Annotated in this window: 21 protein-coding genes; 13 read left to right on the plus strand and 8 right to left on the minus strand. The window is 72.9% G+C overall.

Annotation, left to right across the window (positions count from 1 at the left end):
• Nucleotides 1-56: 56 nt before the first annotated feature.
• On the minus strand, nucleotides 57-1,496 hold the full coding sequence (gene yczR / locus KM842_RS10260; RefSeq protein ID WP_216258094.1) for a MocR-like transcription factor YczR: 1,440 nt from the start codon (nucleotides 1,494-1,496) through the stop codon (nucleotides 57-59).
• Nucleotides 1,497-1,557: 61 nt separating this feature from the next.
• On the opposite strand from yczR, the gene yczE reads away from it, so the two are divergent.
• The 7 genes from yczE to KM842_RS10295 all read left to right on the plus strand — a co-directional run bounded on the left by yczE (nucleotide 1,558) and on the right by KM842_RS10295 (nucleotide 8,147).
• The gene (yczE, locus tag KM842_RS10265) at nucleotides 1,558-2,259 is read left to right on the plus strand and encodes a membrane protein YczE (protein ID WP_216258096.1); all 702 of its coding nucleotides are present in this window, start codon (nucleotides 1,558-1,560) and stop codon (nucleotides 2,257-2,259) included.
• Between the two features lie 84 nt (nucleotides 2,260-2,343).
• Nucleotides 2,344-3,252, plus strand: coding sequence for a DUF4097 family beta strand repeat-containing protein (locus KM842_RS10270; protein ID WP_216258097.1), 909 nt, complete (start codon nucleotides 2,344-2,346; stop codon nucleotides 3,250-3,252).
• Complete coding sequence (locus KM842_RS10275; RefSeq protein ID WP_216258099.1) at nucleotides 3,249-3,833, plus strand: PadR family transcriptional regulator; 585 nt, start codon at nucleotides 3,249-3,251, stop codon at nucleotides 3,831-3,833. Before KM842_RS10270 ends, KM842_RS10275 begins: the two co-directional genes overlap by 4 nt.
• A 216-nt stretch (nucleotides 3,834-4,049) precedes the next feature.
• Complete coding sequence (locus KM842_RS10280) at nucleotides 4,050-6,293, plus strand: APC family permease (RefSeq protein WP_253206085.1); 2,244 nt, start codon at nucleotides 4,050-4,052, stop codon at nucleotides 6,291-6,293.
• 27 nt (nucleotides 6,294-6,320) lie between these two features.
• Nucleotides 6,321-7,244, plus strand: coding sequence for a hypothetical protein (locus KM842_RS10285; protein WP_216258101.1), 924 nt, complete (start codon nucleotides 6,321-6,323; stop codon nucleotides 7,242-7,244).
• 87 nt (nucleotides 7,245-7,331) lie between these two features.
• The gene (locus KM842_RS10290) at nucleotides 7,332-7,580 is read left to right on the plus strand and encodes a DUF3072 domain-containing protein (protein WP_216258103.1); all 249 of its coding nucleotides are present in this window, start codon (nucleotides 7,332-7,334) and stop codon (nucleotides 7,578-7,580) included.
• Nucleotides 7,581-7,706: 126 nt separating this feature from the next.
• Nucleotides 7,707-8,147 (plus strand): DoxX family protein, encoded by a 441-nt coding sequence (locus KM842_RS10295; RefSeq protein ID WP_216258106.1) that lies wholly within the window; start codon nucleotides 7,707-7,709, stop codon nucleotides 8,145-8,147.
• Between the two features lie 79 nt (nucleotides 8,148-8,226).
• On the opposite strand, the gene KM842_RS10300 is transcribed toward KM842_RS10295, so the two are convergent.
• Nucleotides 8,227-9,384: an FAD-dependent oxidoreductase gene (locus tag KM842_RS10300; protein ID WP_216258107.1), complete on the minus strand. Its 1,158-nt coding sequence runs from the start codon at nucleotides 9,382-9,384 to the stop codon at nucleotides 8,227-8,229.
• Between the two features lie 162 nt (nucleotides 9,385-9,546).
• On the opposite strand from KM842_RS10300, the gene KM842_RS10305 reads away from it, so the two are divergent.
• Nucleotides 9,547-9,753, plus strand: coding sequence for a DUF3073 domain-containing protein (locus tag KM842_RS10305; protein WP_216258109.1), 207 nt, complete (start codon nucleotides 9,547-9,549; stop codon nucleotides 9,751-9,753).
• Between the two features lie 423 nt (nucleotides 9,754-10,176).
• Here the strand turns inward: KM842_RS10305 and purM are convergent, their stop codons facing one another.
• Complete coding sequence (purM, locus tag KM842_RS10310) at nucleotides 10,177-11,271, minus strand: phosphoribosylformylglycinamidine cyclo-ligase (protein WP_216258110.1); 1,095 nt, start codon at nucleotides 11,269-11,271, stop codon at nucleotides 10,177-10,179.
• Between the two features lie 71 nt (nucleotides 11,272-11,342).
• Here purM and purF point away from each other — a divergent pair, with 71 nt between their 5' ends.
• Complete coding sequence (gene purF, locus KM842_RS10315) at nucleotides 11,343-12,800, plus strand: amidophosphoribosyltransferase (protein WP_216258112.1); 1,458 nt, start codon at nucleotides 11,343-11,345, stop codon at nucleotides 12,798-12,800.
• A 94-nt stretch (nucleotides 12,801-12,894) separates the two neighbouring features.
• Here purF and KM842_RS10320 read toward each other — a convergent pair whose 3' ends face one another.
• Nucleotides 12,895-13,362 (minus strand): hypothetical protein, encoded by a 468-nt coding sequence (locus KM842_RS10320; protein ID WP_216258114.1) that lies wholly within the window; start codon nucleotides 13,360-13,362, stop codon nucleotides 12,895-12,897.
• A gap of 103 nt (nucleotides 13,363-13,465) precedes the next feature.
• On the opposite strand from KM842_RS10320, the gene KM842_RS10325 reads away from it, so the two are divergent.
• Nucleotides 13,466-16,045 carry a LuxR C-terminal-related transcriptional regulator gene (locus KM842_RS10325; RefSeq protein ID WP_216258116.1) on the plus strand — a complete coding sequence of 860 codons (2,580 nt, stop codon included), beginning with the start codon at nucleotides 13,466-13,468 and terminating at the stop codon, nucleotides 16,043-16,045.
• Nucleotides 16,046-16,618: 573 nt separating this feature from the next.
• Here the strand turns inward: KM842_RS10325 and KM842_RS10330 are convergent.
• Nucleotides 16,619-16,978, minus strand: a complete 360-nt coding sequence (locus tag KM842_RS10330) for a sterol carrier family protein (protein ID WP_216258118.1) — start codon at nucleotides 16,976-16,978, stop codon at nucleotides 16,619-16,621.
• 57 nt (nucleotides 16,979-17,035) lie between these two features.
• Here KM842_RS10330 and purD point away from each other — a divergent pair, with 57 nt between their 5' ends.
• A complete protein-coding gene (purD, locus tag KM842_RS10335; RefSeq protein WP_216258119.1) occupies nucleotides 17,036-18,304 on the plus strand; it encodes a phosphoribosylamine--glycine ligase in 1,269 nt (422 codons plus the stop codon).
• Nucleotides 18,301-19,179 (plus strand): phosphoribosylaminoimidazolesuccinocarboxamide synthase, encoded by an 879-nt coding sequence (locus KM842_RS10340; RefSeq protein WP_216258121.1) that lies wholly within the window; start codon nucleotides 18,301-18,303, stop codon nucleotides 19,177-19,179. The genes purD and KM842_RS10340 overlap by 4 nt, the downstream gene beginning before the upstream one ends.
• A 40-nt stretch (nucleotides 19,180-19,219) precedes the next feature.
• Here KM842_RS10340 and KM842_RS10345 read toward each other — a convergent pair whose 3' ends face one another.
• The gene (locus tag KM842_RS10345; RefSeq protein WP_216258122.1) at nucleotides 19,220-20,422 is read right to left on the minus strand and encodes a PP2C family protein-serine/threonine phosphatase; all 1,203 of its coding nucleotides are present in this window, start codon (nucleotides 20,420-20,422) and stop codon (nucleotides 19,220-19,222) included.
• A 104-nt stretch (nucleotides 20,423-20,526) separates the two neighbouring features.
• On the opposite strand from KM842_RS10345, the gene KM842_RS10350 reads away from it, so the two are divergent.
• Nucleotides 20,527-20,847 (plus strand): hypothetical protein, encoded by a 321-nt coding sequence (locus KM842_RS10350; protein WP_216258125.1) that lies wholly within the window; start codon nucleotides 20,527-20,529, stop codon nucleotides 20,845-20,847.
• Between the two features lie 23 nt (nucleotides 20,848-20,870).
• Here the strand turns inward: KM842_RS10350 and lepB are convergent, their stop codons facing one another.
• Both lepB and KM842_RS15880 read right to left on the minus strand, forming a co-directional pair.
• Nucleotides 20,871-21,485 (minus strand): signal peptidase I, encoded by a 615-nt coding sequence (lepB, locus tag KM842_RS10355; RefSeq protein WP_253206087.1) that lies wholly within the window; start codon nucleotides 21,483-21,485, stop codon nucleotides 20,871-20,873.
• On the minus strand, nucleotides 21,482-22,015 hold the full coding sequence (locus KM842_RS15880) for a hypothetical protein (protein WP_253206088.1): 534 nt from the start codon (nucleotides 22,013-22,015) through the stop codon (nucleotides 21,482-21,484). Before KM842_RS15880 ends, lepB begins: the two co-directional genes overlap by 4 nt.
• Nucleotides 22,016-22,076 lie beyond the last annotated feature (61 nt).

The following is a 22,076-nucleotide window of genomic DNA, read 5'->3' on the forward strand; positions in this document are numbered from 1 at the left end:
GCGCATCCCCCGGCGGGCCCACCGCCCTCCCCCTCGAGGATGACGCAGCCCGGCGTTCAGACCACCGCGGCCAGCGACCCCCGCGCTCCCGAGGACGCCCCGCCGACCCGCTCCCACGCCCGCCCGAGCACGTCCACCAGCCGCTCCCGGTCCGCCCCCGTCACGGTGAACGGCACGCGCAAGGACCGCTCGAACCCGCCGTCGGGTCCGAACACGCCTCCGGAGGCCAGCACGACGCCCTCCGCCCGCGCGGCGAGCACCAGTGCGCTCGACACCGGCCGCCCGAGCCCGACCCACGTCGTCAGCCCGCCCGCCGGTGACGGCACGTCCCACTCGGGCAGTCGCGCGCGGAGCGCGGACACGAGACCGTCGCGACCCTCGCGCAGGGCCGGACGGCGCGCCTCCAGGACGGCCGCGGTCTGCGGGACGAGCTCCCGCGCGACGAGCTGGTCGAGCGTCGGGGTGCCGAGGTCCCCGGTCGGCCGCGCGAGGAGCAGCCGCTGCAGCAGCTCCGGTGTGGCGCGGATCCACCCGATCCGCAGCCCGCCCCAGAACACCTTGTCCGCCGAGCCGACCATGACGACCTCGCCCGGCGCGTCCACCGCGAGCGGCGGCGACGGCGGGCCGTCGATGCGGAGCTCGCCCATCGTCTCGTCGGCGACGACGACCATGCCGACGGCCGCGGCAGCCTCGAGCAGCACCCGCCGGGTCGAGGCCGGCATCGTCGCGCCCGTGGGGTTGTGCAGGTCGGGCATGACGTACGCGAGCGTCGGGGCCGAGCGGCGGACGGTCGCGTCGAGCACGCCCTCGTCCCAGCCGCCCCGTGGGTCCACGGGGACCGTCACGGGGCGACCACCGGCGGCACGCAGGGCCTCGTGGGCGTGCGGGTAGGTCGGCGACTCGAGGAGCACAGGGTCGCCGCGACCGACGAGCACCCGGGCGAGCAGTGCGATGGCGTGCTGCGCGCCGACCGTGACGACGACCTCGGCCGGGGTGGTCGGCAGGCCGCGCTCGGTGTACCGGTCGGCGATCGCGGCGCGCAGGCCCGGGTCGCCGACGGTGTCGAACCCGATCCCGGCGAGTGCCGCGGGCAGGTGCCGCATCGCACGCTCGACGGCCTCGGCGACGACGGGGGCGCTGCGGAGCGCCGCCTTCCGCAGGTCGAGCACGTCCTCGGGCACGACGCCGTCGAACTGCTCGGGGTCCGGTCGGCCGTCGAGCGGGAGGCGGACGACACTGCCGGACCCGCGCAGTGAGGTCAGGTACCCGTCCTCGCGCAGGCGTGCGTAGGCGTTGGCGACGGTCGTGCGCGAGACGCCGAGTGCGCCGGCCAGTCCGCGTTCGGCCGGCAAGCGGGCGCCGTGCGGGACGCGGCCGTCGATGACGAGGACCCGGACGGCGTCGGCGAGCGCCTCGTAGGCCGGGGCGTCGGAGCCGGCTCGCCAGTGTGTGAGCAGCAGTGCGGCGGAGCGGGCGCTGACCAGGACGGGCGTCATGGGTCCACGGTACCCGGATTGGCTCTCGACCAGCAGGCCAATCCCGGCCACGATCGTCTGCATGCCCCGCTCCCTCGCCCTGTCCCTGCGGTCCGTGCAGCTCTTGGTCGGCCTCTTCCTCTACGGCGCCTCCGTGGCACTGCAGGTCCGCGCGGTGCTCGGCGTCTCCTCGTGGACGGTCCTGACGCAGGGGCTCGAGCACGTCGTGCCATGGTCGTTCGGGGTCATCACCGTGGTGTCGAGCCTGGTGATCCTGCTGCTCTGGATCCCGCTCCGGCAGCGACCCGGCATCGGGACCCTCCTCAACGCGCTGGCGATCGGCCCGGCCGCCGACCTCGTGCTCTGGCTCGTGCCGACGCCGGGGACGCTGGTCGGACGCGTCCTGCTGCTGGCGGCGAGCCTCGCCCTGCTCGCCGTGGCGACCGCCTGCTACATCGGCGCCGGGTTCGGCACGGGCGCCCGGGACGGGCTGATGGTGGGGCTGCACGAGCGCTTCGGGTGGCCGGTCTGGGCGGCGCGCACCGTGGTCGAGGTCACGGTCGTCGTCGGCGGTTGGCTGCTCGGCGGCGACGTCGGGATCGGCACCGTGGTCGCCGCGTTCGCGATCGGACCGATGGTCCAACCGCTCATGCCGGTCTTCCGCCGGTTCCCGTGGAGCCCCGTCCTGGAGGCCCGCCCCGCGCCCGCGACGCTCCCCACCGCCCCGGACACCCTGGTCGCGGGCCCCCTGCCGGCCGAGAGTGCGCCGGACGTCTCCCGCTGACCCTGTCCCTCGACGACGGACGCGATGTAGCGTGACTCGAGGACGCGATGTATCGCGTCCACCCAGCAGCAACGAGGAGACGTCATGGCACAGGAGAAGTGGCTCGTCGACGAGCCGAAGGTCATCGACACCGGCATCGTCCGGGCACTGCGCGTCGGCCTGGTCGGCGGGCAGGTGGACGTCGTCACGCACGACGAGCCGACCGCCCGCGTGGAGATCCACCAGGTGTCCGGCAAGCCGATCAAGGTCGAGATCGAGGGCGACACCCTCACGGTCGACCACCCCCAGATGCGGTGGGACGACCCGCTCGGCTTCCTCAAGTCCTTCCGGGGCGGTGGCGCCCGCGCGGACGTCAGCATCCTGGTGCCGCGCGACGTCACCGTGAACCTCGGTGCCGTGTCCGCCGGCGTCCTGCTCTCCGGCACCGAGCGCGGGGCGATGCTCAACAGCGTCTCCGGCGACGTCGTCGTCGACGGGGTCATCGGCGACGTCACCGTCAACGCCGTGTCGGGCACGACCACCATCCGCGACCAGGTCGGTGCCGTCGCGCTCCGCACGGTCTCGGGTGACGTCGTCGCCACGGGCGAGATCCGCCGCTTCACGGCCGACGCCGTCTCCTCCGCCGTGGTGCTCGACCTGCACGGCTCCCCCGACCAGGTGAAGGTCAACACCGTCTCCGGTTCCGTCGACGTCCGCCTCGAGCACGGCACCGCCTACTCGAGCACCGTCGCCACCGCCACCGGTCGCCTGCAGTTCGACGACGCCGAGATCCGCGGCACCCGCGGGTCGTACACCCGCACCGACGGCGAGCTGTCCGGCTCGTACGTCGACATCCGCGTCAACACGGTCTCCGGCGACGTCGCGATCGTGCACGGCCCGGCTCCGGTCCCGACGGCCGAGGCGACCGGCACCCCGGGCACCGCACCCGACGGCGGCGCCGGCGGCACGGGCAGCACCGCGCCGAGCTTCGACGAGCAGGGCGGCGTCGCATGAGCCCCGTCTTCGCGCACGGTCACCTGCGCCTCTACCTGCTCGTCCTGCTCGCCGACCACCCGATGCACGGGTACGAGGTCATCACCGCCCTCGGCGACCGCTTCGGCGGTACCTACGTTCCGAGCGCCGGCACCGTCTACCCCCGGCTGTCCAAGCTCGAGGAGGACGGCCTGGTCACGAAGACCTCGGACGGCCGCAAGACGGTCTACGCGATCACCGACGCCGGGCGCGCGGAACTCGACGCCCGCGCGGACGAGGTCGCCCAGCTCGAGCACGGCGTCGCGGACAGCGTGAAGTCCCTGGCCGACGGCGTCCGCGCCTCGGTCGGTGCCGCGATGCAGTCGCTCCGTGCCGACCTCGCCGCCGCGCAGCACGGCGCCCCCACGAAGGACACGGCCGGCGAACCGACCGCGGTCCCCGGCACGGGCGTGCGGTCCCTCCGCGACGCCGAGATGGCGGTGGCGGTGTTCCGCCAGCAGCTCCGCGCCGACCTGCGTCGGCGCGCGGCACGCGGCACGCTCGACGACGCGGCGGTGCAGCGCCTCCGTGACGGCCTGGAGGCCCTGCGCAAGTCCTTCTGAGCGGTGCGGGACGAGGCGGGCGCGATCCGGGCCTCCCGGCCGGACGGCGGGTCACGCCACATCCTGTCCCTTCCCTCAGGAAACCGGACACCAGCCCCTCCGATCCGCGCGTGTGCGCGGATCGGAGGGGCTCGCCACGTCCGGTTCGGTCACGGCGGAATACCGTTCCGCCCTCCGGTGTTGCGTTCGCCCCCGGGATGAGTAAGTTCGTCGCTCGTGACCAACGAGATCCGGTCGTTGAAAGCGCGACTGATCGGCGACCCGCTCCCCTCCGAGAAACTCGAGGGGCAGCTCCTGCCGAAGCACCTGGCGCTGCCCATCTTCGCGAGCGACCCCCTCTCCTCCGTGGCGTACGCGCCGCAGGAGCTGCTGATGATCCTGCTGCTCGGCGGGATGGCGTTCCTGACGTTCGCACCGTGGGTCGCCGCGCTCGTGGTGCTGCTGCTCGTCGTGGTCGTCGCGTCCTACCGACAGCTCATCAAGGCGTACCCGTCCGGCGGCGGCGACTACGAGGTAGCGCACCGGAACCTCGGCGAGAAGGCCGGCCTCGTCGTCGCGAGCGCCCTGCTCGTCGACTACGTCATGACCGTCGCCGTGTCCGTCGCCTCGGGCGTCGACAACATCATCTCGGCCCTGCCGGCGCTCAACCCCTTCCGGGTCGAGCTCGCCCTGCTCTTCGTCGTCCTGCTCGCCGCCGCGAACCTCCGCGGGGTGCGGGAGTCGAGCAAGGCGTTCGCGGTCCCGACCTACCTGTTCGTCGCGAGCGTCTTCCTCATGGTCGTCACCGGGCTCGTCCGCGTCGCCGCCGGTGACGCGCCCGTCGCCGAGTCCGCCGCGTACACGGTCGAGAACGTCGAGCACACCACGCAGGCCGCGTTCATCCTGCTGCTCCTCCGCGCCTTCGCCTCGGGCTGCTCGGCGCTGACCGGTGTCGAGGCGATCGCGAACGGCGTGCAGGCCTTCCGCCGTCCGAAGATCAAGAACGCGCAGCAGACCCTCGTGCTCATGGGCGGCATCGCGATCGTCCTGTTCATCGGGCTCATCACGCTCGCCCTCGTCTCGCGCGTGCACTACGCCGAGAACGCGTGCGACCTGCAGGGCTTCGCGGACTGCGCGACCACCCCGCAGCGCTCCCTCATCGCCCAGATCGCGGCGGCGACGTTCGGCGACAACTCGGTGCTGTTCTTCGTCATCCAGGCGACCACGGCGGCGGTGCTGCTCCTGGCGGCGAACACGGCCTTCAACGGGTTCCCGCTGCTCGGCTCGATCCTGGCCCGTGACTCGTACGCGCCGAAGGCCCTGTCCACCCGCGGCGACCGCCTGATCTACTCGAACGGCGTCATCGTCCTGGCACTCGTCGCGGCAGCGCTGCTCATCGTCTACCGGGCCAACGTCACGAGCCTCATCCAGCTCTACATCATCGGGGTGTTCGTGTCGTTCACCCTCGGGCAGAGCGGCATGGTGAAGCACTGGGTCACGCTGCTGCGCGCCGACCGTGCCGGGACCGCCGGCGAGCCCGTGAACCGCGGGCAGGTGCTCCGGAGCCTGACGATCAACTCGATCGGGGCGACCTTCACGTTCGTGGTCCTGGTCATCGTCACGATCACGAAGTTCACGCACGGCGCCTGGCTCGTCTTCGTGATCATGCCCGTGCTGTTCGTCCTCATGCTCGGCGTGAACCGCTACTACCGCGACGTCTCGCACGAGATCGAGGTCGACGCCGAGACCGAGTTCGGCGCGACCGGCGACCACGCGATCGTCCTCGTGAACAAGCTGCAGAAGCCCGTCCTCAAGGCGCTCGACTACGCCATCGCGGCCGAGCACGCCGGGCTCGAGGCCGTGCACGTGGCGATCGACGACGCCGACGCCGCCCGACTCCGCGAGCAGTGGGCCGAGCACGGCATCGAGGTCCCGCTCACCATGGTGCCGAGCCCGTACCGCGACATCTCGATGCCGCTCATCAAGTACATCAAGGCGCACCGGCTCGAGCACGGCTCCGAGGTCGTCACCGTCTACACCCCGGTCTTCATCGTCGGACACTGGTGGGAGGGCCTGCTCCACAACCACCGCGGCCGCCGCATCCGGAAGAAGCTGCTGCTCACGCACGGCGTCACGGTCGCCCTCGTGCCGTGGCTCCTCGACTCGTCCGAGCTGCTCTACGGCCGCCGGTCCCGCCCCTTCCCCGGGCAGGACCGCCGCGGCGAGCCCGTCCGCCCCGCCCTCCGTCGCTCGCCGCACGGCGTCTTCCGCTCGGAGGCCGAGGAGGACCGCCTCATCCGGTCGGCCCAGCGCAACAGCCTGGAGCCGCAGAAGCTCGCGCACCACGGGGCGACGTCCCGCCGCGCCACCCGTCCCGCCGGCCCCGCCGACGGCGTCGACCCCGCGCTCTGCACCGGGGAGATCCGGTCCCTCGTGCCCACCGCGCCGCCGGTCCCGCCGACGCACCAGGACCGCCCGTGACGGTGTCGGCACGTACGATGTGACCCCATGACGACCGCTCCCGAGGACCTCCGCACCTTCGCGACCTTCGACGGACACGGCGGCAAGGTCTCGAAGCGCGTCGAGGTGCTCGACCACCGGCCGCCCGCCTCCCCGGACGGCCGCTACGACGGGCTCGTCGCGGTCCGTGGCGAGCACCCGCTCGGCGCCCTCGACGAGCGCGCCGCCGACGACTCCGCGGAGCTGGCGCGCGGCGTCGCGAGCATCGGCTGGGTGGACCCGGCCACGCTCCGTGACTGGTACCGACCCGACCGGGTGGTGGTGAGCCTCCTGGACGCCCGCCGTTCCGGGCTCGAGCCCGGCGTCTACGCCGATTCCCGTGGCCGCGGTCGCGTCCGCATCGACGGCCAGGAGGCGCACCTCGCCGCCGACGGTCGGCCCGCGTTCCGCGCGCTGGCCGGCTCCGTCGACGCCCCGAAGGTGGACGTGCCGCTGCCGATGGACCAGGCGGTGCGGCTCGTGGTGGTGTCGGCCGCCGGCACCGGGGACGCTCCTGCCGACGGTTCCGGGGCCGCTCCTGCCGACGGTTCCGGGGACGCTCCTGCCGATCGCTCGGGGGCCGCTCCTGCCGATCGCTCGGGGGACGCTCCTGCCGACGGGACGGTCGGGCGGCCGGTGCGGACGGAGTCGGGAGCCCTCGGTGTCGAGGTCGTCACCACGCCCGTGGCGCCCGTGTTGACCCCCGGCGAGTACCCGACCTACGCCGACGACGTCCCCGGCCTCCCGCCGCGACCGGCGTCCGGGCGCGTGCGCGTCACGGCGTCCGTGCTGCTCGACGGCTCGATGCACCGGGTCGACCGACTCGACGGCCCCGCGAACACGCTCTGGATCGAGCGCGGTGGCCGGGTCGTCCCCGTCGCGGCGAGCGACGTCGGCAGCGACCTGGTCCGGTACACGGCGACCCCGGTCTGAGCCCCTCCGCGCACCGGTTGTCCACGCACGGCGTCGGGGGACGTGCTGCTGCGCTGGCCGTCGGCGGTGCGGCGTACGGTCACGCTCATGAGTGATGCAGACCAGAACCAGCCGGACACCCTCGGCGGCGAACGCCCGGACCCGTCGACCACCGCGAGCAAGGACCCCGAGCAGTGGGTCACCGGCGACGAGCCGATGACCGGCCCGCAGCGCAGCTACCTCGACACCCTCGCGCGTGAGGCCGGCGAGGAGCTCTCGGCCGACCTCACCAAGGCGGAGGCGTCGGAGCACATCGAGCGCCTGCAGGAGAAGACCGGACGCGGCGCTTCTTCCTGAGCAACAGTCGTTGCTGTACGGCGGTCCGCAGTTCTGCGGACCGCCGTCTGGCATTCCCCTGGTGGAGGTCCGGGAGTCGCCCGGGTGCCGTCGGTCGGTGACGCGTCACCGTCTAGCGTCGTGGGCATGCGAACCACATCGACCTCACTCGGCCTCACCGTGCTCCGCGTCGTCCTCGGCGTGGTCTTCATCGCCCACGGCGCGCAGAAGTTCGCGCAGGGCCTCCCCGGCGTGACCCGGGGCTTCGCGGGCATGGGCGTCCCGCTCGCCGAGGTCGCCGCACCCGTCGTCGCCGGACTCGAACTCGTCGGCGGGGTGCTGCTCGTGCTCGGCGTCGCGAGCCGCGTGGTGGCCGTGTTGCTCGCCGTCGACATGGTCGTGGCCGGGTTCCTGGCGCACCTGGCGAACGGGTTCTTCTCGCAGGACGGCGGCTTCGAGTACGTGCTCGTCCTGGCGGCCGGGTCGATCGCCGTCGCGTTGACCGGGGCGGGGCGGTACTCGGTCGACGCCCTCGTGGCGCGACGGGCCCGGGAGCGTCGGGGTGGGCAGGAGCCTGTGGCGGCCTGAGGTCGGTACCCGCACGGCGGCGGGGCGGCGGGGTCGCGGTGAGCCGCGTGCCCGAGCCGGGGCGGGCCTCCCGTCCTGGTCAGCTGGACGCGACCGCGGCGTCCTCGGCGAGGACCGTGAGGACCTGGCGAGCCGTCCGGCGGCCAGCCCGGTTCGCGCCGATCGTCGACGCCTGCGGGCCGTACCCGGCCAGGAAGAGGCGGGGCTCCGCGGTGGAGCGTCCGTCCTCGACGACCACGCCACCGTCCTCGGTCCGCAGCTGCAACGGCGCCAGGTGTCGCAGGTCGGCGCGGAACCCCGTCGCCCACAGCACCGCGTCGGCGTGGACGTGCTCGCCGTCCGCGGTGACGACGCCGTCCTCGTCCAAGCGGGTGAACATCGGTTCGGCGCGCAGGAGTCCGCGGTCCAGTCCCGCCCGGATCCTGCGCGACACCGGCAGTCCGGTCCCGCTGACGATGCTCGGCAGCACCCGGCCCGCTCGCGCCGCGCGGTCCTGGTCCTCCACTGCCGCGACCGCCGCGCCGAGGGCCAGTGCGCGGTCCTCTGACCAGACGACCGGACGCCTCGTGAACCAGCGCGTCGACCGGGCGACGCCGTCGAGCTCGAGCAGGAACCCGATGCCGCTCGTGCCCCCGCCGACCACCACCACGTCCTGCCCGGCGAAGTCCGCGGCGTCCCGGTAGCCGGTCGTGTCGAGCTGCCGGCCACGGAAGACGTCCCGCCCGGGGACCCACGGCACGAACGGCGTGCCCCAGGTGCCGGAGGCGTTCACCACGACCTCGGCGACGATGGTGCCGACGGTGCCGTCCTCGGCGCGGGTCTCCACCACGAGGCGGCTTGTTGTGGCTGCGGCTGCGCCTGCGTCTGTGTCCGCGGCTGCGCTGACACGTCGCACGCTCGTCACCGCGACCGGTCGACGGACGCGGAGGTCGTGGTGCTCCTCGAACCGGCGGTAGTACTCGGCCACGACGTCGCGCGCCGGGCGGGAGCGGTCGGCATCGTCGAAGCGCAGGCCCATCTCGTGCATCCCCGGCAGGTCGTGCACGCGGTGCGCCAGGCCGAGACGGAGGGCGTCCCACCGGAACTGCCACGCGCCTCCCGTCCCCGGGGCACGGTCGAGGACGACGACGTCGTCCCCGGCGACGAGGCCGGCGCGCTGGAGATGCCACGCGACGGAGAGCCCTGCCTGCCCCGCTCCGATGACGACGACACGGGCCTGTTGTGCGGCGGTGCGCATCACCCTCGATTCTGCTGTGTTCGGGACGCGCCGGGCGAAGTCGGCAACGGGGTACATGGTAAAGTGGCCGACGGATTTCTCACCACGAATCGTCTGTACTTCCCGGGTGTTCACTCGACGCCCGCCGAGACGGACACGAGCCGACACAAGAGGGGGTCACGCATGGGGCGCGGCCGTCAGAAGGCGAAGCACACCAAGGTCGCCCGGGAGCTGAAGTACTTCAGCCCGGACACCAACTACGGTGCTCTCGAACGCGAACTCTCCGTCGCACAGCAGTCGGACGAGCCCGACTACGTCGACCGCTGGGCCGACGACGTCGGTGACGAGGGCGACCTGGAGAACCAACCGGACACCAACAAGTCCGCCTGACCTCCTGGTTCCATGACGCCGCGCGCCTCCGGGTAGCGCGGCGTCTCGGCGCGCCCGGACGGTGCAGGCGCAGGCGCAGGCGCACACGTCCGTCGCTCGACGCAGGGATTGTGCCGCAGCCGAAGTCGCACGACGGGCCGCTTCCCGCACCTCCAGACGGCAGATCACGCGACCTCGACGACGGCCCCGCGGCAGGTCACGCGACCTCGACGCCGGGCCACCCACCAGCCACGCCAGCGGCCCAGGTCGCACGACGTGCCGTGACCGGTACGCCGAGGTCGCACGACGGGCCGCTTCCCGCACCTCCAGGCGGCAGATCACGCGACCTCGGCGACGGGCCGGCGGCGTGTCGTACGACCTCGCGCCGACGCAGACGGCAGCGCCGACGCCCTGCGCCAGCGGCCGCACCAGGCACCGAGCGCGTCAGCCCCGGTACGCCCCCACGAGACGGACCGCGCCGCCGTCGACGCCCTTCGCGCCCTGCTCGAACCCGTCCAGGTCCCGAGCACTCGTCGACACCGAGCCGACCGTCCACGCCGGCAGTCCCGCGGCGCCGAGGCTCGCGATGACCTGCTCGGCCGCGGCACCGGCCACGACGGCGAACATGCCGATGCCGAGGTTCCAGGTGCCCTCGGTGTCCTCGATCGGGGTCCCGGCCAGCTCGGCGAGCACGCGGAACACCGGGAGCGGCTGCCAGGTGGAGCGCTCGACCTCGACCCACGAGCCGACGGGCAGCACGCGCGCCAGGTTCGCCGCGATGCCGCCGCCCGTGACGTGCGACAGGGAGTGCACGGCGCCCGGGTGCGCGTCGATCAGGTCGAGCAGCGGGGACGTGTACAGCCGGGTCGGCTCGAGCAGGGCCTCCCCCACCAGGCCGCCGAGCTCCGGCAGCGTGTCCGTGTACCCGATGCCGCGCTGGCCCAGGATGTGCCGCACGAGGGAGTAGCCGTTCGAGTGCAGCCCCGAGGACTCGATCGCGATGACCGCGTCGCCGTCCTGCACGAGGTGGGCGCCGAGTTGCGATCCGGCCTCGACCGCGCCGACGGCGGCACCGGCCACGTCGTAGTCGTCCGGCCCGAGCAGCCCCGGGTGCTCCGCGGTCTCGCCGCCGACGAGCGCGGTGCCGGTCGCGGCGCAGCCCTTGGCGATGCCGGCGACGATGTCGGCGATCCGGTTCGGCACGACGCGTCCGCAGGCGATGTAGTCGGTCATGAACATCGGCTTCGCGCCGACCACGACGATGTCGTCGACGACCATGCCGACGAGGTCCTGCCCGATCGTGTCGTGCTTGTCGATGGCCTGCGCGATGGCGACCTTCGTGCCGACGCCGTCGGTCGAGGTGGCGAGCAGCGGGCGCTCGAAGTCCTTGAGGAACGAGACGTCGTACAGCCCGGCGAAGCCGCCGACCCCGCCCAGGACGGACGAGTTGTGCGTCGCCGACACGGCGGACTTCATGAGCTCGACGGCCAGGTCACCGGCGGCGGTGTCGACGCCGGCTTCTGCGTACGGGTTCGGCATGCGTGGTCCTCCGCGGAGCATGGCAGACTTGTTCGGTACCACCCGATCCTACGGTCTGGAGCACCCCGCGAATGTGCGGCATCGTCGGCCTCGTTGCGCAGGGGCCTGCAAACCAATCCATCTACGACGCCCTGCTCCTCCTGCAACACCGGGGACAGGACTCCACGGGCATCGCCACGGTCGACGGGCACGTGCACCACATGCACAAGACCCGCGGCCACGTGCGGGAGGCCTTCCGCACCCGTGACATGCGAGCGCTGCTCGGGACGATGGGCCTCGGCCACGTCCGGTACGCGACCCGTGGTGCCGCCACGAACGAAGAGGAAGCCCAGCCGTTCTACGTGAACGCGCCGTACGGCATCGTCCTCGTGCACAACGGCAACCTCACGAACACGCGGGAGCTCACCCGCGAGTTGTTCGACATCGACCGCCGGCACCTCAACACGACCTCGGACACCGAGCTGCTCGTGAACGTCCTGGCGCACGAGCTGCAGGGCCAGGTCCGCGGCTCGCACCTCGACCCCGGGCAGGTGTTCGACGCGGTCGAGCGTGTGCACGAGCGCGTCGAGGGCTCCTACGCCACGATCGCGACCATCGCGGGGCACGGTCTGCTGGCCTTCCGTGACCCGTACGGCATCCGGCCGCTCATCCTCGGGCACAAGTTCGACGACGCCGGCAAGAGCGAGTGGGTCGTCGCGAGCGAGTCCCTCGTGCTCGAGTCCGGCGGCTACGACATCGTCCGCGACGTCGCCCCGGGCGAGGCCGTGTTCATCGAGATGGACGGCACGATGCACGCCCGGCAGTGCGCGAAGGACCCGCGCCTCGTGCCGTGCGCCTTCGAGTACGTGTACCTGGCCCGCCCGGACTCGGTGATGAACGGCATCTCGGTGTACGACGCCCGGCTGCGCCTCGGCAACCGCCTAGCCGACACGATCGAGCAGTACGCCCCGACCGGCGACATCGACGTGGTCATGCCGATCCCGGACTCGAGCCGTCCCGCGGCCATGCAGGTCGCGCAGAAGCTCGGCATCGAGTACCGCGAGGGCTTCTACAAGAACCGCTACGTCGGCCGCACGTTCATCATGCCCGGCCAGGCGGAGCGCAAGCGGTCGGTCCGGCAGAAGCTCAACGCGATGTCTTCCGAGTTCAAGGGCAAGAACATCCTGATCGTCGACGACTCGATCGTGCGCGGCACGACGAGCAAGGAGATCGTCGAGATGGCCCGCGCCGCCGGGGCGAACGAGGTCACCTTCACGAGCGCCGCGCCGCCGGTCCGCTTCCCGCACGTGTACGGCATCAACATGCCGACGCGCGCCGAGCTCATCGCGCACGACCGGAAGATCCCGGAGATCAACCGGGTCCTCGGCAGCGACCACCTGATCTACCAGGAGATCGGCGACATGCGCGACGCGATCATCGAGGGGTCCGACGTCACCGACCTCGAGATGAGCTGCTTCACCGGCGAGTACGTCACCGGCACCGTGTCGCCGGAGTACCTCGCCTGGGTCGAGGCGAACCAGCTCAGCTGACGCCTCGCGTCACCGGCACGGAACGGACGGGAGGCTCCCCACCAGATGGTGGGGAGCCTCCCGTCCGTCGTGTGGTCGCGTCGCGACCGCGACGTCAGCGCTCGGGCTGGTCGTCGCGGACCGGGTCCGTGACCGCCGGGTCCGTGACCATCGGGTCGGCCGTGGGCGCGGGTGCAGCGGACTGGCCGTCGCCCTCGAGCTCGCCGTCCACCGTCTCGGGGGCCGGGTCGACCGCGACGCGCTCGGCCGTCAGGCGGGCTGCCCGGCGCGAGGAGACCTGGTCGAGCACGACGGCGGCGACCGCGCCGATGAGCATCCCGATCGAGACGCCGTACAGGCTGAAGTAGCCGACGAGTCCGGCGAAGCCCGTGGTCTCCTGCTGGTCGCCGCGGTCGATGCCCATGGTCAGCAGGACGACGAGGACGGTGACGAGGAACCCGAGGACCGCACCGCCGAGGATGAAGACGCTGAACCGCGGGGCGCGGCGGATGGTCACCTGGTCCGGGGACGTGACCGCGTTCGGCGCCGGGACGGGGCGCTCGGGTCGATCGGGGCTGCTCACCGACCCATTGTCCCCCACCTTGGGAGGGAGCACGCCCGCAGTGCGCCACCGGAACGCGAGATGATGGTCAATCACCGATGGACACGAGGGACGGAGGCGCGCGATGGTCGATTCGACCCCCGCTGGTGACCGCCGTCCGACCTCCCCACCGGCCCGGCTGTCCTGGCCCGTCCTGACGCGACGCGAGGAGGACCGCGCCGTCGCCGTCGTCGCGGAGCACCGGTGGAGCGTGGCCCTCGTCGGTGCCGCCGGGCTCGGCAAGACCACCGTCGCCGCGCGGGTGACCGACCGGGTCGTCGCGCTGTCGCCCGGTGACCCGCCGCTCGTTGTCCCGATCACCGCCGTCGCCGCGAGCTCGTCGATGCCGTTCGGCGCGGTGTCCGACCGCTTCGGCGACGTCCTCGGCGACGACCTGACGGAGCCGGTGTCCGCCGAGGAACGCCTCCGGCACGCGGCCGAGGCCGGTCGCGGCGACCTGGTGCTCCGGGTAGACGACGCCGACCTGCTCGACACCCTCTCCGCCCGGTACGTGGCGTGGCTCGTGCGCGACCAGGACGCCCGGCTGGTGCTGACCTGCCGCGACTTCACCGCCCTCGCCGACCCGCTGCGGGCGCTGTGGCAGGACGACCTGCTCGAACGCATCGACCTCGAACCGCTCGACGTCGACGAGGCCGCGAGCCTGGTCGAACGGGCACTCGGCGCGCCCCTCGAGCCGGCGTCGGTGGAACGGGTGCACCGGGCCACCGAGGGCAACCCGCTGTACCTGCGGGAGGTCGTGCGCGCCGGCCTCGCCTCGGGAGCCCTCGAGCACACCGCGCTGAGCTGGTACTGGCGCGGTCGGGTGACGGCGTCGCACAGCCTCGCCGACATGTACCGGACCGAGCTCGCGGGGCTGCCCGGCGACCTGCGCGACGTCGTGGAGATCGTCGCCCTCGCCGACCCGATCCCGCTCTCCCGGCTGCTCGCACTGGTGGACGGTGCCGACCTCGACCGCGCCGTCGGGCTCGGGTTCGTCCGCATCGACTCGACCGACGCCGGCAGCCCGGTCGCACGGTCGTCGCATCCCCTGGTCGGCGAGGTCGTGCGCGCCCTGGTGCCGGTCGCCCGCCGGACGGCGCTGTTCGCCCGCGCCAACGCCTTCCGCACCGACCGGCCCGAGGGCGCTCCGCCCGCCGCGCGGCTCCGGGCGACGCTCTGGGCGCTCGAGTGCGGTGTCGTGCCCCCGGTCGACCAGCTGCTCGACGCCGCCCGGGTGGCCGGTGGCCTGCAGGAGCACGAGAGCGCCATCGCCCTGACGACGGCCGCGCTCGGCTCCGGGCTGACCGCCACCGAGCGGGTCCGGACCCACTGTCTGCGGTCGCTCGCCCACGGCTACAGCAGCGGTCGGGAAGCCGGACGCCTCGACGCCGAGGCGGCGTGGGGCCTCGCGACCTCGGGTGCGGACGTGGACGACGTCGCCGTGGTCGAGGCGTGCGAGACCCTCGCGAACCTGCGGCAGTTCCACGACGACGACCCGGCTGCGGCCGTGGCCCTCGCGGAGGTCGCGACGCAGTACGTCCGCGCCCCGGAGACCGTCGAGCAGTTGCGCGTCCTGCGGTTGTCGCACCTCGGGTGGGGCGGGGACTTCGCCGAGGTCCGGGAGGAGATCGAGCGCACCGGCGTGCTGCGTTCCCCGACGATCCCGCGGTCCTTCCTGCCGATCGCTCCGTGTGCCATCGCTGCGCTGGGGACCGGCGGCCGGCTCGACGACGCCCAGCGCCTGGCGCACGCCTGCCTGGCGACCGCGGCCGTGCACCTCGAGGACTCCCCCTGGAGCGTCGGCGAGGTCGTGTCCGTCCTGCACCAGGTGCAGGTCTGGCGCGGGGACATCGCGGACATGCTGACCCAGGTGCCGGTGAGCCGGGCGGACCCGTTCCTGAAGTACGACTTCACGCTCGAGCTGTTCGGCATCGGCAACCGGGCGCTCGGCCAGCGACGGTGGACGGACGCCGTGACCGCGTTCACCGCCGCCTGCGAACGGTACGAGCTCACCGACCCGGGTGGTTTCGCCGCCTACGCCTGGTCGCGTCTGGCGATGGCGCAGGCGTACGCGGGCATGACCGACGCCGCCGCGGAGTCCGTCGAGCGCGCCCGCACGACACCGCTCCGGGCGATGCGGATCCTCGGCGACCAGATCGAGACGACCATCTCGTGGACCGAGGCGCTGCTCGGCAACCCCGCCGGACTCCGTCGCGCCGACGAGCTCATCGCGCGCGGGACGGCGACGGGCGCCTGGACGCACGTGCTCTACGCGCAGACGCTGCACTACGCGATGGACGCGATGAGCGGCCGGGACACCACCGCCTCGCTCGCCCGCATGCAGGAGGCCGCGACCCGCGTGGACGGTCCGCTCGCCGCCGCGATCACCGGGTACGCGGAGGCCCTGCGCTCCGGGGACCGCGGCTGGATCGCGAGCGCGCAGTCGGCACTGGCGGCGTGCGGCATGGCCGTGACCGCCGGGCGGACGAAGCAGCCGCTGACGAAGCGGGAGTACGAGGTCGCGGAGTACGCCGCGCAGGGTTTCTCGAACCGCCGGATCGCCGACCAGCTCGGGCTGTCGGTGCGGACCGTGGACGCCCACATGTCGCGGGTCTTCTCGAAGTGGGACCTGCACGCCCGGTCGGAGCTCGCCGAGCTGCTCTGACGCGGCGGACGGCATGCGCTCCCGGTACGGAAACGGGGTACTGCCGCGACGGACGGCCCCGTGCTGCCGCAGCGGGCAGCGCGCGCTGACGGCTCCGTGGGCCCCACGACGGGAGGCCGACGTGCGTCCGGGCGACCGGCCCTGATCCGGCCGAGCGACACAGAACGGTCGGGCCAGACCGCAAGAGAAGTTGCGGGATGCAGCACGACTCGCCGCACCTGTTGACACAGGTCGGCGGGTTTCGCGTAGCGTTGCATCCGTCGCCGGGTTCGGACCCGTTCGGGTCGGGTCCGAATCCCGGCGACTTCACCAGCGTAGGCAAGCGGGCACACCGAGCACATCGGTAGCCACTACCTAATTCCCGCCGGTATCGAGTCCGGCGGCGCCGACCACCTCGTCGAGGTGAGCCGACGGGCGGTCGCGGGACGGGCCTCCCGTCCGGTCGCGGACGCGGACGGCGCGACAGACCGCCAGGACGAGCGGTCCGTCAGGACGAGCGGTCCGTCAGGACCAGGCGGCTCGTCTGCGCAGGCGGACCATCAGGGCAGGCCGACCGTCTGCGCTGGTCGACCGTCAGGGCAGGCGGACCGGCAGGAAGGCGGCGAGGTCGGCGCGCGAACCGGAGGCGCTGACTCGCTTGGCCGTCTCGGGGTCGTCCCAGCGCAGCTGCCCCGTCGCCAGTGCGAGCCACGTCGTCGCGTCGGTCTCGACGACGTTCGGCGGCGTCCCGCGGGTGTGGCGCGGTCCGGGCACGGCCTGCACGGCAGCGAACGGCGGGACCCGGACCTCGACGCTGTTGCCCGGTACGTCCTCGGCCAGGCGCTGCAGCGTCCACCGGACGGCGGTCGCGAGCGAGGGCCGGTCCGTCGCGCCGGCGGTCACCGCGTCGAGTGCGGCCCGTCCGACGGCGTCCTCGATGGTCTTCGGCGGCATCTCCACAGGCTAGCCGGTGCACTGCGGGCGGCGAGTCGGGCTCGGTAGGGTGATCGGGTGCGAATCCTCGTCCTCGGTTCCGGTGCCCGCGAGCACGCGATCATCACGGCCCTCCTGGCAGAACAGGCCGGGCACGTCATCACGGCGGCTCCCGGGAACGCCGGCATCGCCGCCGACGTCGAGACGGTGTCGCTCGACCCGACCAACGGCGCCCTCGTCGCCGAGTACGCGCTCGAGAACGACGTCGAGCTCGTCGTCGTGGGCCCGGAAGCGCCGCTCATCGCCGGCGTGGCCGACCCGCTCCGCACCCGCGGCATCCCGGTGTTCGGCCCGGGCAAGGCGGCCGCACAGCTCGAGGGCTCGAAGGCCTTCGCGAAGCGGATCATGGCAGAGGCCGGGGTGCCGACCGGCCGCCCGGTGTACGCCGGCACGGTGGACGAAGCAGTCGCAGCGCTCGACGACCTCGGCGCCCCGTACGTGGTCAAGGCCGACGGGCTCGCCGCGGGCAAGGGCGTCCTGGTCACCGAGGACCGCCAGGCAGCCGTCGACCACGCCTCGTACTGGCTGCAGCACGGACCCGTCGTGGTCGAGGAGTTCCTCGACGGCGAAGAGGTCTCGTTGTTCTTCCTCAGCGACGGGCACGACGTCCGTCCGCTCTCGCCCGCGCAGGACTACAAGCGCCTGTCCGACGGCGACCTCGGTCCGAACACCGGCGGGATGGGTGCGTACTCGCCGCTGCCGTGGCTCGACGAGCGCTGGGGCTCCGAGCAGGCGTTCGTCGACGAGGTCACCGACCTGGTCGCGCTCCCCACCGTCCGTCGCCTCGAGCACGAGGGCACGCCGTTCATCGGGCTGCTCTACTGCGGCCTGATCGTCACCGAGCAGGGCGTGCGGGTCATCGAGTTCAACGCTCGCTTCGGCGACCCCGAGACGCAGGTGGTCCTCCCCCGCCTCGCGACGCCGCTGAGCAGCCTCCTGCTCGCGGCCTCCACCGGCCAGCTCGGCGCCGTGCCCCGACCGGAGTTCCGCGACCAGGCTGCCGTCACGGTCGTCCTGGCCAGCGAGGGCTACCCGGAGAACCCGGTGACCGGCCGCACCATCACGGGGGTCGACGCCGCGAACGCCCGCGACGGCGTGGCCGTGCTGCACGCCGCCACCGGCGTCCTCGACGGGGACCTCGTCGCGACCGGCGGACGGGTGCTCAGCGTCGTCGCGACCGGGACGGACTTCACCCAGGCGCGTGACCGGGCGTACGCCGGGCTGCACGACATCGACTTGCCCGGCGGCCAGTTCCGCACCGACATCGCCGCGAAGGTCGCCCGATGAGCGGCGCACCGGTCGTCGAGGGCTGGCGACACGTCTCCTCCGGCAAGGTCCGCGAGCTCTACGTGCCGGCGTCCACGGCGGACGTCGCCGGGGCCACCGAACTGCTGCTCGTCGCCTCCGACCGGGTCAGCGCGTACGACTTCGCACTCGAGCCGCCGATCCCGGGCAAGGGTGAGCTGCTCACCCGCCTGTCACGCTTCTGGTTCGAGCAGCTCGGGGACGTCCCGAACCACCTGCTCACGCCGAGCGGCACGACGACCCCGGTGCCGGACGCCGTCGCAGCCCGCTCGATGCACGTCATGCCGCTGCGGATGTTCCCCGTCGAGTGCGTCGTCCGGGGCTACCTGGTCGGCAGCGGGTGGGCCGAGTACCAGGAGACCGGCAGTGTCTGCGGTGTCGAGCTGCCCGCCGGCCTGTCCGACGGCGACCGCCTGCCCGAGCCGATCTACACGCCTGCGTACAAGGCGCCGCAGGGCGAGCACGACGAGAACATCTCGTTCGAACGCACCGAGGAACTCGTCGGGGCAGCCGATGCGGCCTCACTCCGTGACCTCTCGCTCGCCGTGTACTCCGAGGCGGCGGCGATCGCCCTGCAGCGGGGCGTCGTGATCGCCGACACGAAGTTCGAGTTCGGTCGCGACGCCGACGGTCTCATCCGGATCGCGGACGAGGTGCTGACCAGCGACTCGAGCCGCTACTGGGACGCCGTCGCGTACGAGTCGGGGAACCGCACGGACTCGTTCGACAAGCAGATCGTGCGCGACTGGCTCAGCGCGCACTGGGACCGCACGGGGACGCCGCCGGTGCTGCCGGACGAGGTCGTCGAGCGGACGGCGGCGCGGTACCGGGAGCTGATCGAGCGCCTCGGCGCCTGAGTCGTCGGGCGGCGCGCGGCGGCGCGCGGCCGCGGCGTCGTCAGGCGTCGCGGGAGACCACGACGACCGTCAGGTCGTCGCCCGGGTCGTGCTCGATCGCCCGACCGCGCACCCCCGCCAGGAACGACGGCAGGTCCGTCGCCTTCCGGTAGAGCGCCCCGAGACGGGAGAGCGACGCGAGGGTCGAGTCCCACAGCTCGAGCGCACCGTCGCTGACGAGGACGAGCGAGTCGCCGGGCTCGATCACGAGCTCCCCGGAGGCGCGCTCCATGCCGACGGGGTGCAGGCCGATCGGCAGGTCCACCGAGCGCAGCACCGACTCGGTCCCGTCGGCGTGCAGGTGCAGCACGAGCCCGTGTCCGGCGTCGACGAAGGACAACCGTCCGGTCGTCGTGTCGAGCCGGCCGTGGAACAGGGTGGCGAACGCCTCGGCGGCGCTCAGGTCCGGGGCGACCTGCTCCTCGAGCGCGGCGATGGCGGTCGACGGGTCCTGGTGGCACCGGGCGAGCAGGGCTCCGCGCATGCCGGCGGCGAGGAGTCCGGCCGCCATCCCCTTCCCCATCACGTCGGCGACGGTGAGGTCGACGGTGCCGTCCGCCACGCGCCAGTCGTGGAAGTCACCCGAGACGATGCCGTGCGGGATCGACGTCCCACCGATCGTCCACCCGGGGAGGTCGACCGTGCGCGGCTGCAGCCCGGAGAGCACGACCCGCAGCCGGTCGTCGTCGAGGCCGGTCGCGAGCTCGCGTTCGGCCCAGACGCCGAGTTCCTGGAGCAGGGCGACGTCCTCGGCATCGAGGGCACGGGGGCTCGGGTCGATCAGGCACAGCGTGCCGACCTTCGTCGCGTCCGCCCCGACGCGCAGCGGGACGCCGGCGTAGAACCGCACGTTCGGGTCCTGGTTGACCATCGGCAGGTCGGAGAAGCGTCGGTCGTCGCGGGCGTCCGGCACCACGACCGGCCCGTCCTGGTCGAGCGTCCGGCCGCAGAACGTGTCCTTGAGCGGCGTCGTGCCGGGGAACACGGCGTCCGACTGCTGGGACTTGTGGAAGAGCTGGTCGTCACCGGCGAGGTTGAGGAACGACCCGGCCACGCCGAAGGCCTCGCGGGCGATGCGGGTGATGCGTTCGAACCGCTCCTCGGGTCCGCCCTGGACGACGTCGAGGGCGGCGAGGAGTGCGGCACGCCGGGCAGCGTCGGGAGCGGAAGCGGGGACCGTCTGCTCGACGTGCTCGATGCTCATGCCTCCACGCTAACGCGGATACCGGACACGCCCCCGCGGTGTTCCGAGAACGCATGCCCCCAGTGGGCGGGTCATCGTCGGACACCGCCGCGTACCCTGGCGAGGTGCTCCACCGCGTCCTCCTCGCCCTCGCCCTCGCCGGTGCCGCGGCCGTCGTCCTGACGGGGTGCGGCGCCCAGAACCCGACCGGCCAGGTGTCCGTCACGGTGTCGCCGAACGCTGCCGACCACGCCTACCAGGTCAAGGTCTACCTGCCGAACGGCGAGCCGTCGGCCCGGCAGCAGGTCTACCCCGGCGACACGGCGGACTTCGCGGGCGTCCCGCTCGGGAAGGTCACGGTGCGCGCCGGTGACCTGTGCGCCGAACGCGCGACGGTCGAGGCGGACCGCGTCGCACGGGTGACGCTCACCACGGTCGGTTGCTGACGCCCGGAGGCCGACCAGGGCCGTCAGCGCGGGTCGGGCACCGCGTCCCACTCCTCGCCGTAGCGGGACAGCACCGACCACCGGTCGACCGGCCAGGTGATCACGAAGGCCCGCCCGACGACGTCGTCCACCGGGACGTTGCCGTGGATGCGCGAGTCCGCCGAGTTGTAGCGGTTGTCACCCATCACCCACACCCGTCCTGCCGGCACCGTGATCGAGAAGTCCTCGCCCGAGACCCGCTTCACGTCGGCGGGCAGCCGCACGTAGGGCTCGTCGACCGCGTGCCCGTTGACAGACAGCCGGCCCTGCGCGTCGCAGCACTCGACGTGGTCGCCGGGCAGCCCGATCACCCGCTTGATGAGGTCGTCGCCCTGCCCCGGACCGAGCCAGGCGTTCGGGTCGCGGAAGACGACGACGTCCCCGCGCTCGAGCGACATGACCTTCGGGACGAGCTCGTTCACCAGGACCCGGTCCCCGACGAGCAGCGTGTCCTCCATCGACTCGGACGGGATGTAGAACGAGCGCACCAGGAACGCCTTCACCAGGAACGACGCGATGAGCGCCGCCACGACGATGACGACGAGGTCGCGCAGGAACCGTCGGGTCGACCCCCCGCGGGTCTGCTCTGTCTCACTCAATGGGTGGCCACGACCTTCACGACGGAGATGGCGAGCGCGACGGCGGCGAGGACGACGCCACCCCACAGCCCGAGGAACGACGGCTGCTTGCCGCGGAACCGCTGGAGGAAGACGCCCACCAGGCCGATGCGCACGACGAGGATGGCCACTGCGGCGATCTGCGCCCACTCGGCCGGCAGCCATCCGGCCCAGGCTGCGGCGTAGAGCACCGCCGGGATGAGCCCCGACGTCGCGATGGGGTTCGCGTTCCGGGTGATGACCGCGACCGACTCCCGGCGCGCAGCGTCGTCGCCGGTGTCGCCGATCGCGTGCGCGACGAGGTGCGACAGCACGTGCGCCAGGTAGGTGAGCACCGCCGTCGCGAGCACCGTCAGCACCGCCGCTCCGTGGTGGATCTGGTCGGGCGAGACCGCGATCGCGACCGCGAGCACGGTGATGTTGCCGTAGATGTACGACGACATCCGGTCGCGGACGTGCTCGACCGGCAGGTCCTGGGGTCGGGGACGGCGACCGCGGCGTTCAGGGGGCATCGGTCCATCTTGGCCCGTCCGCGGGCCGCCGGGCTGACCGGCCACCGGGTGTGATGCCAAG

Source organism: Curtobacterium sp. L6-1, assembly GCF_018885305.1.
Classification (GTDB): domain Bacteria; phylum Actinomycetota; class Actinomycetes; order Actinomycetales; family Microbacteriaceae; genus Curtobacterium; species Curtobacterium aetherium.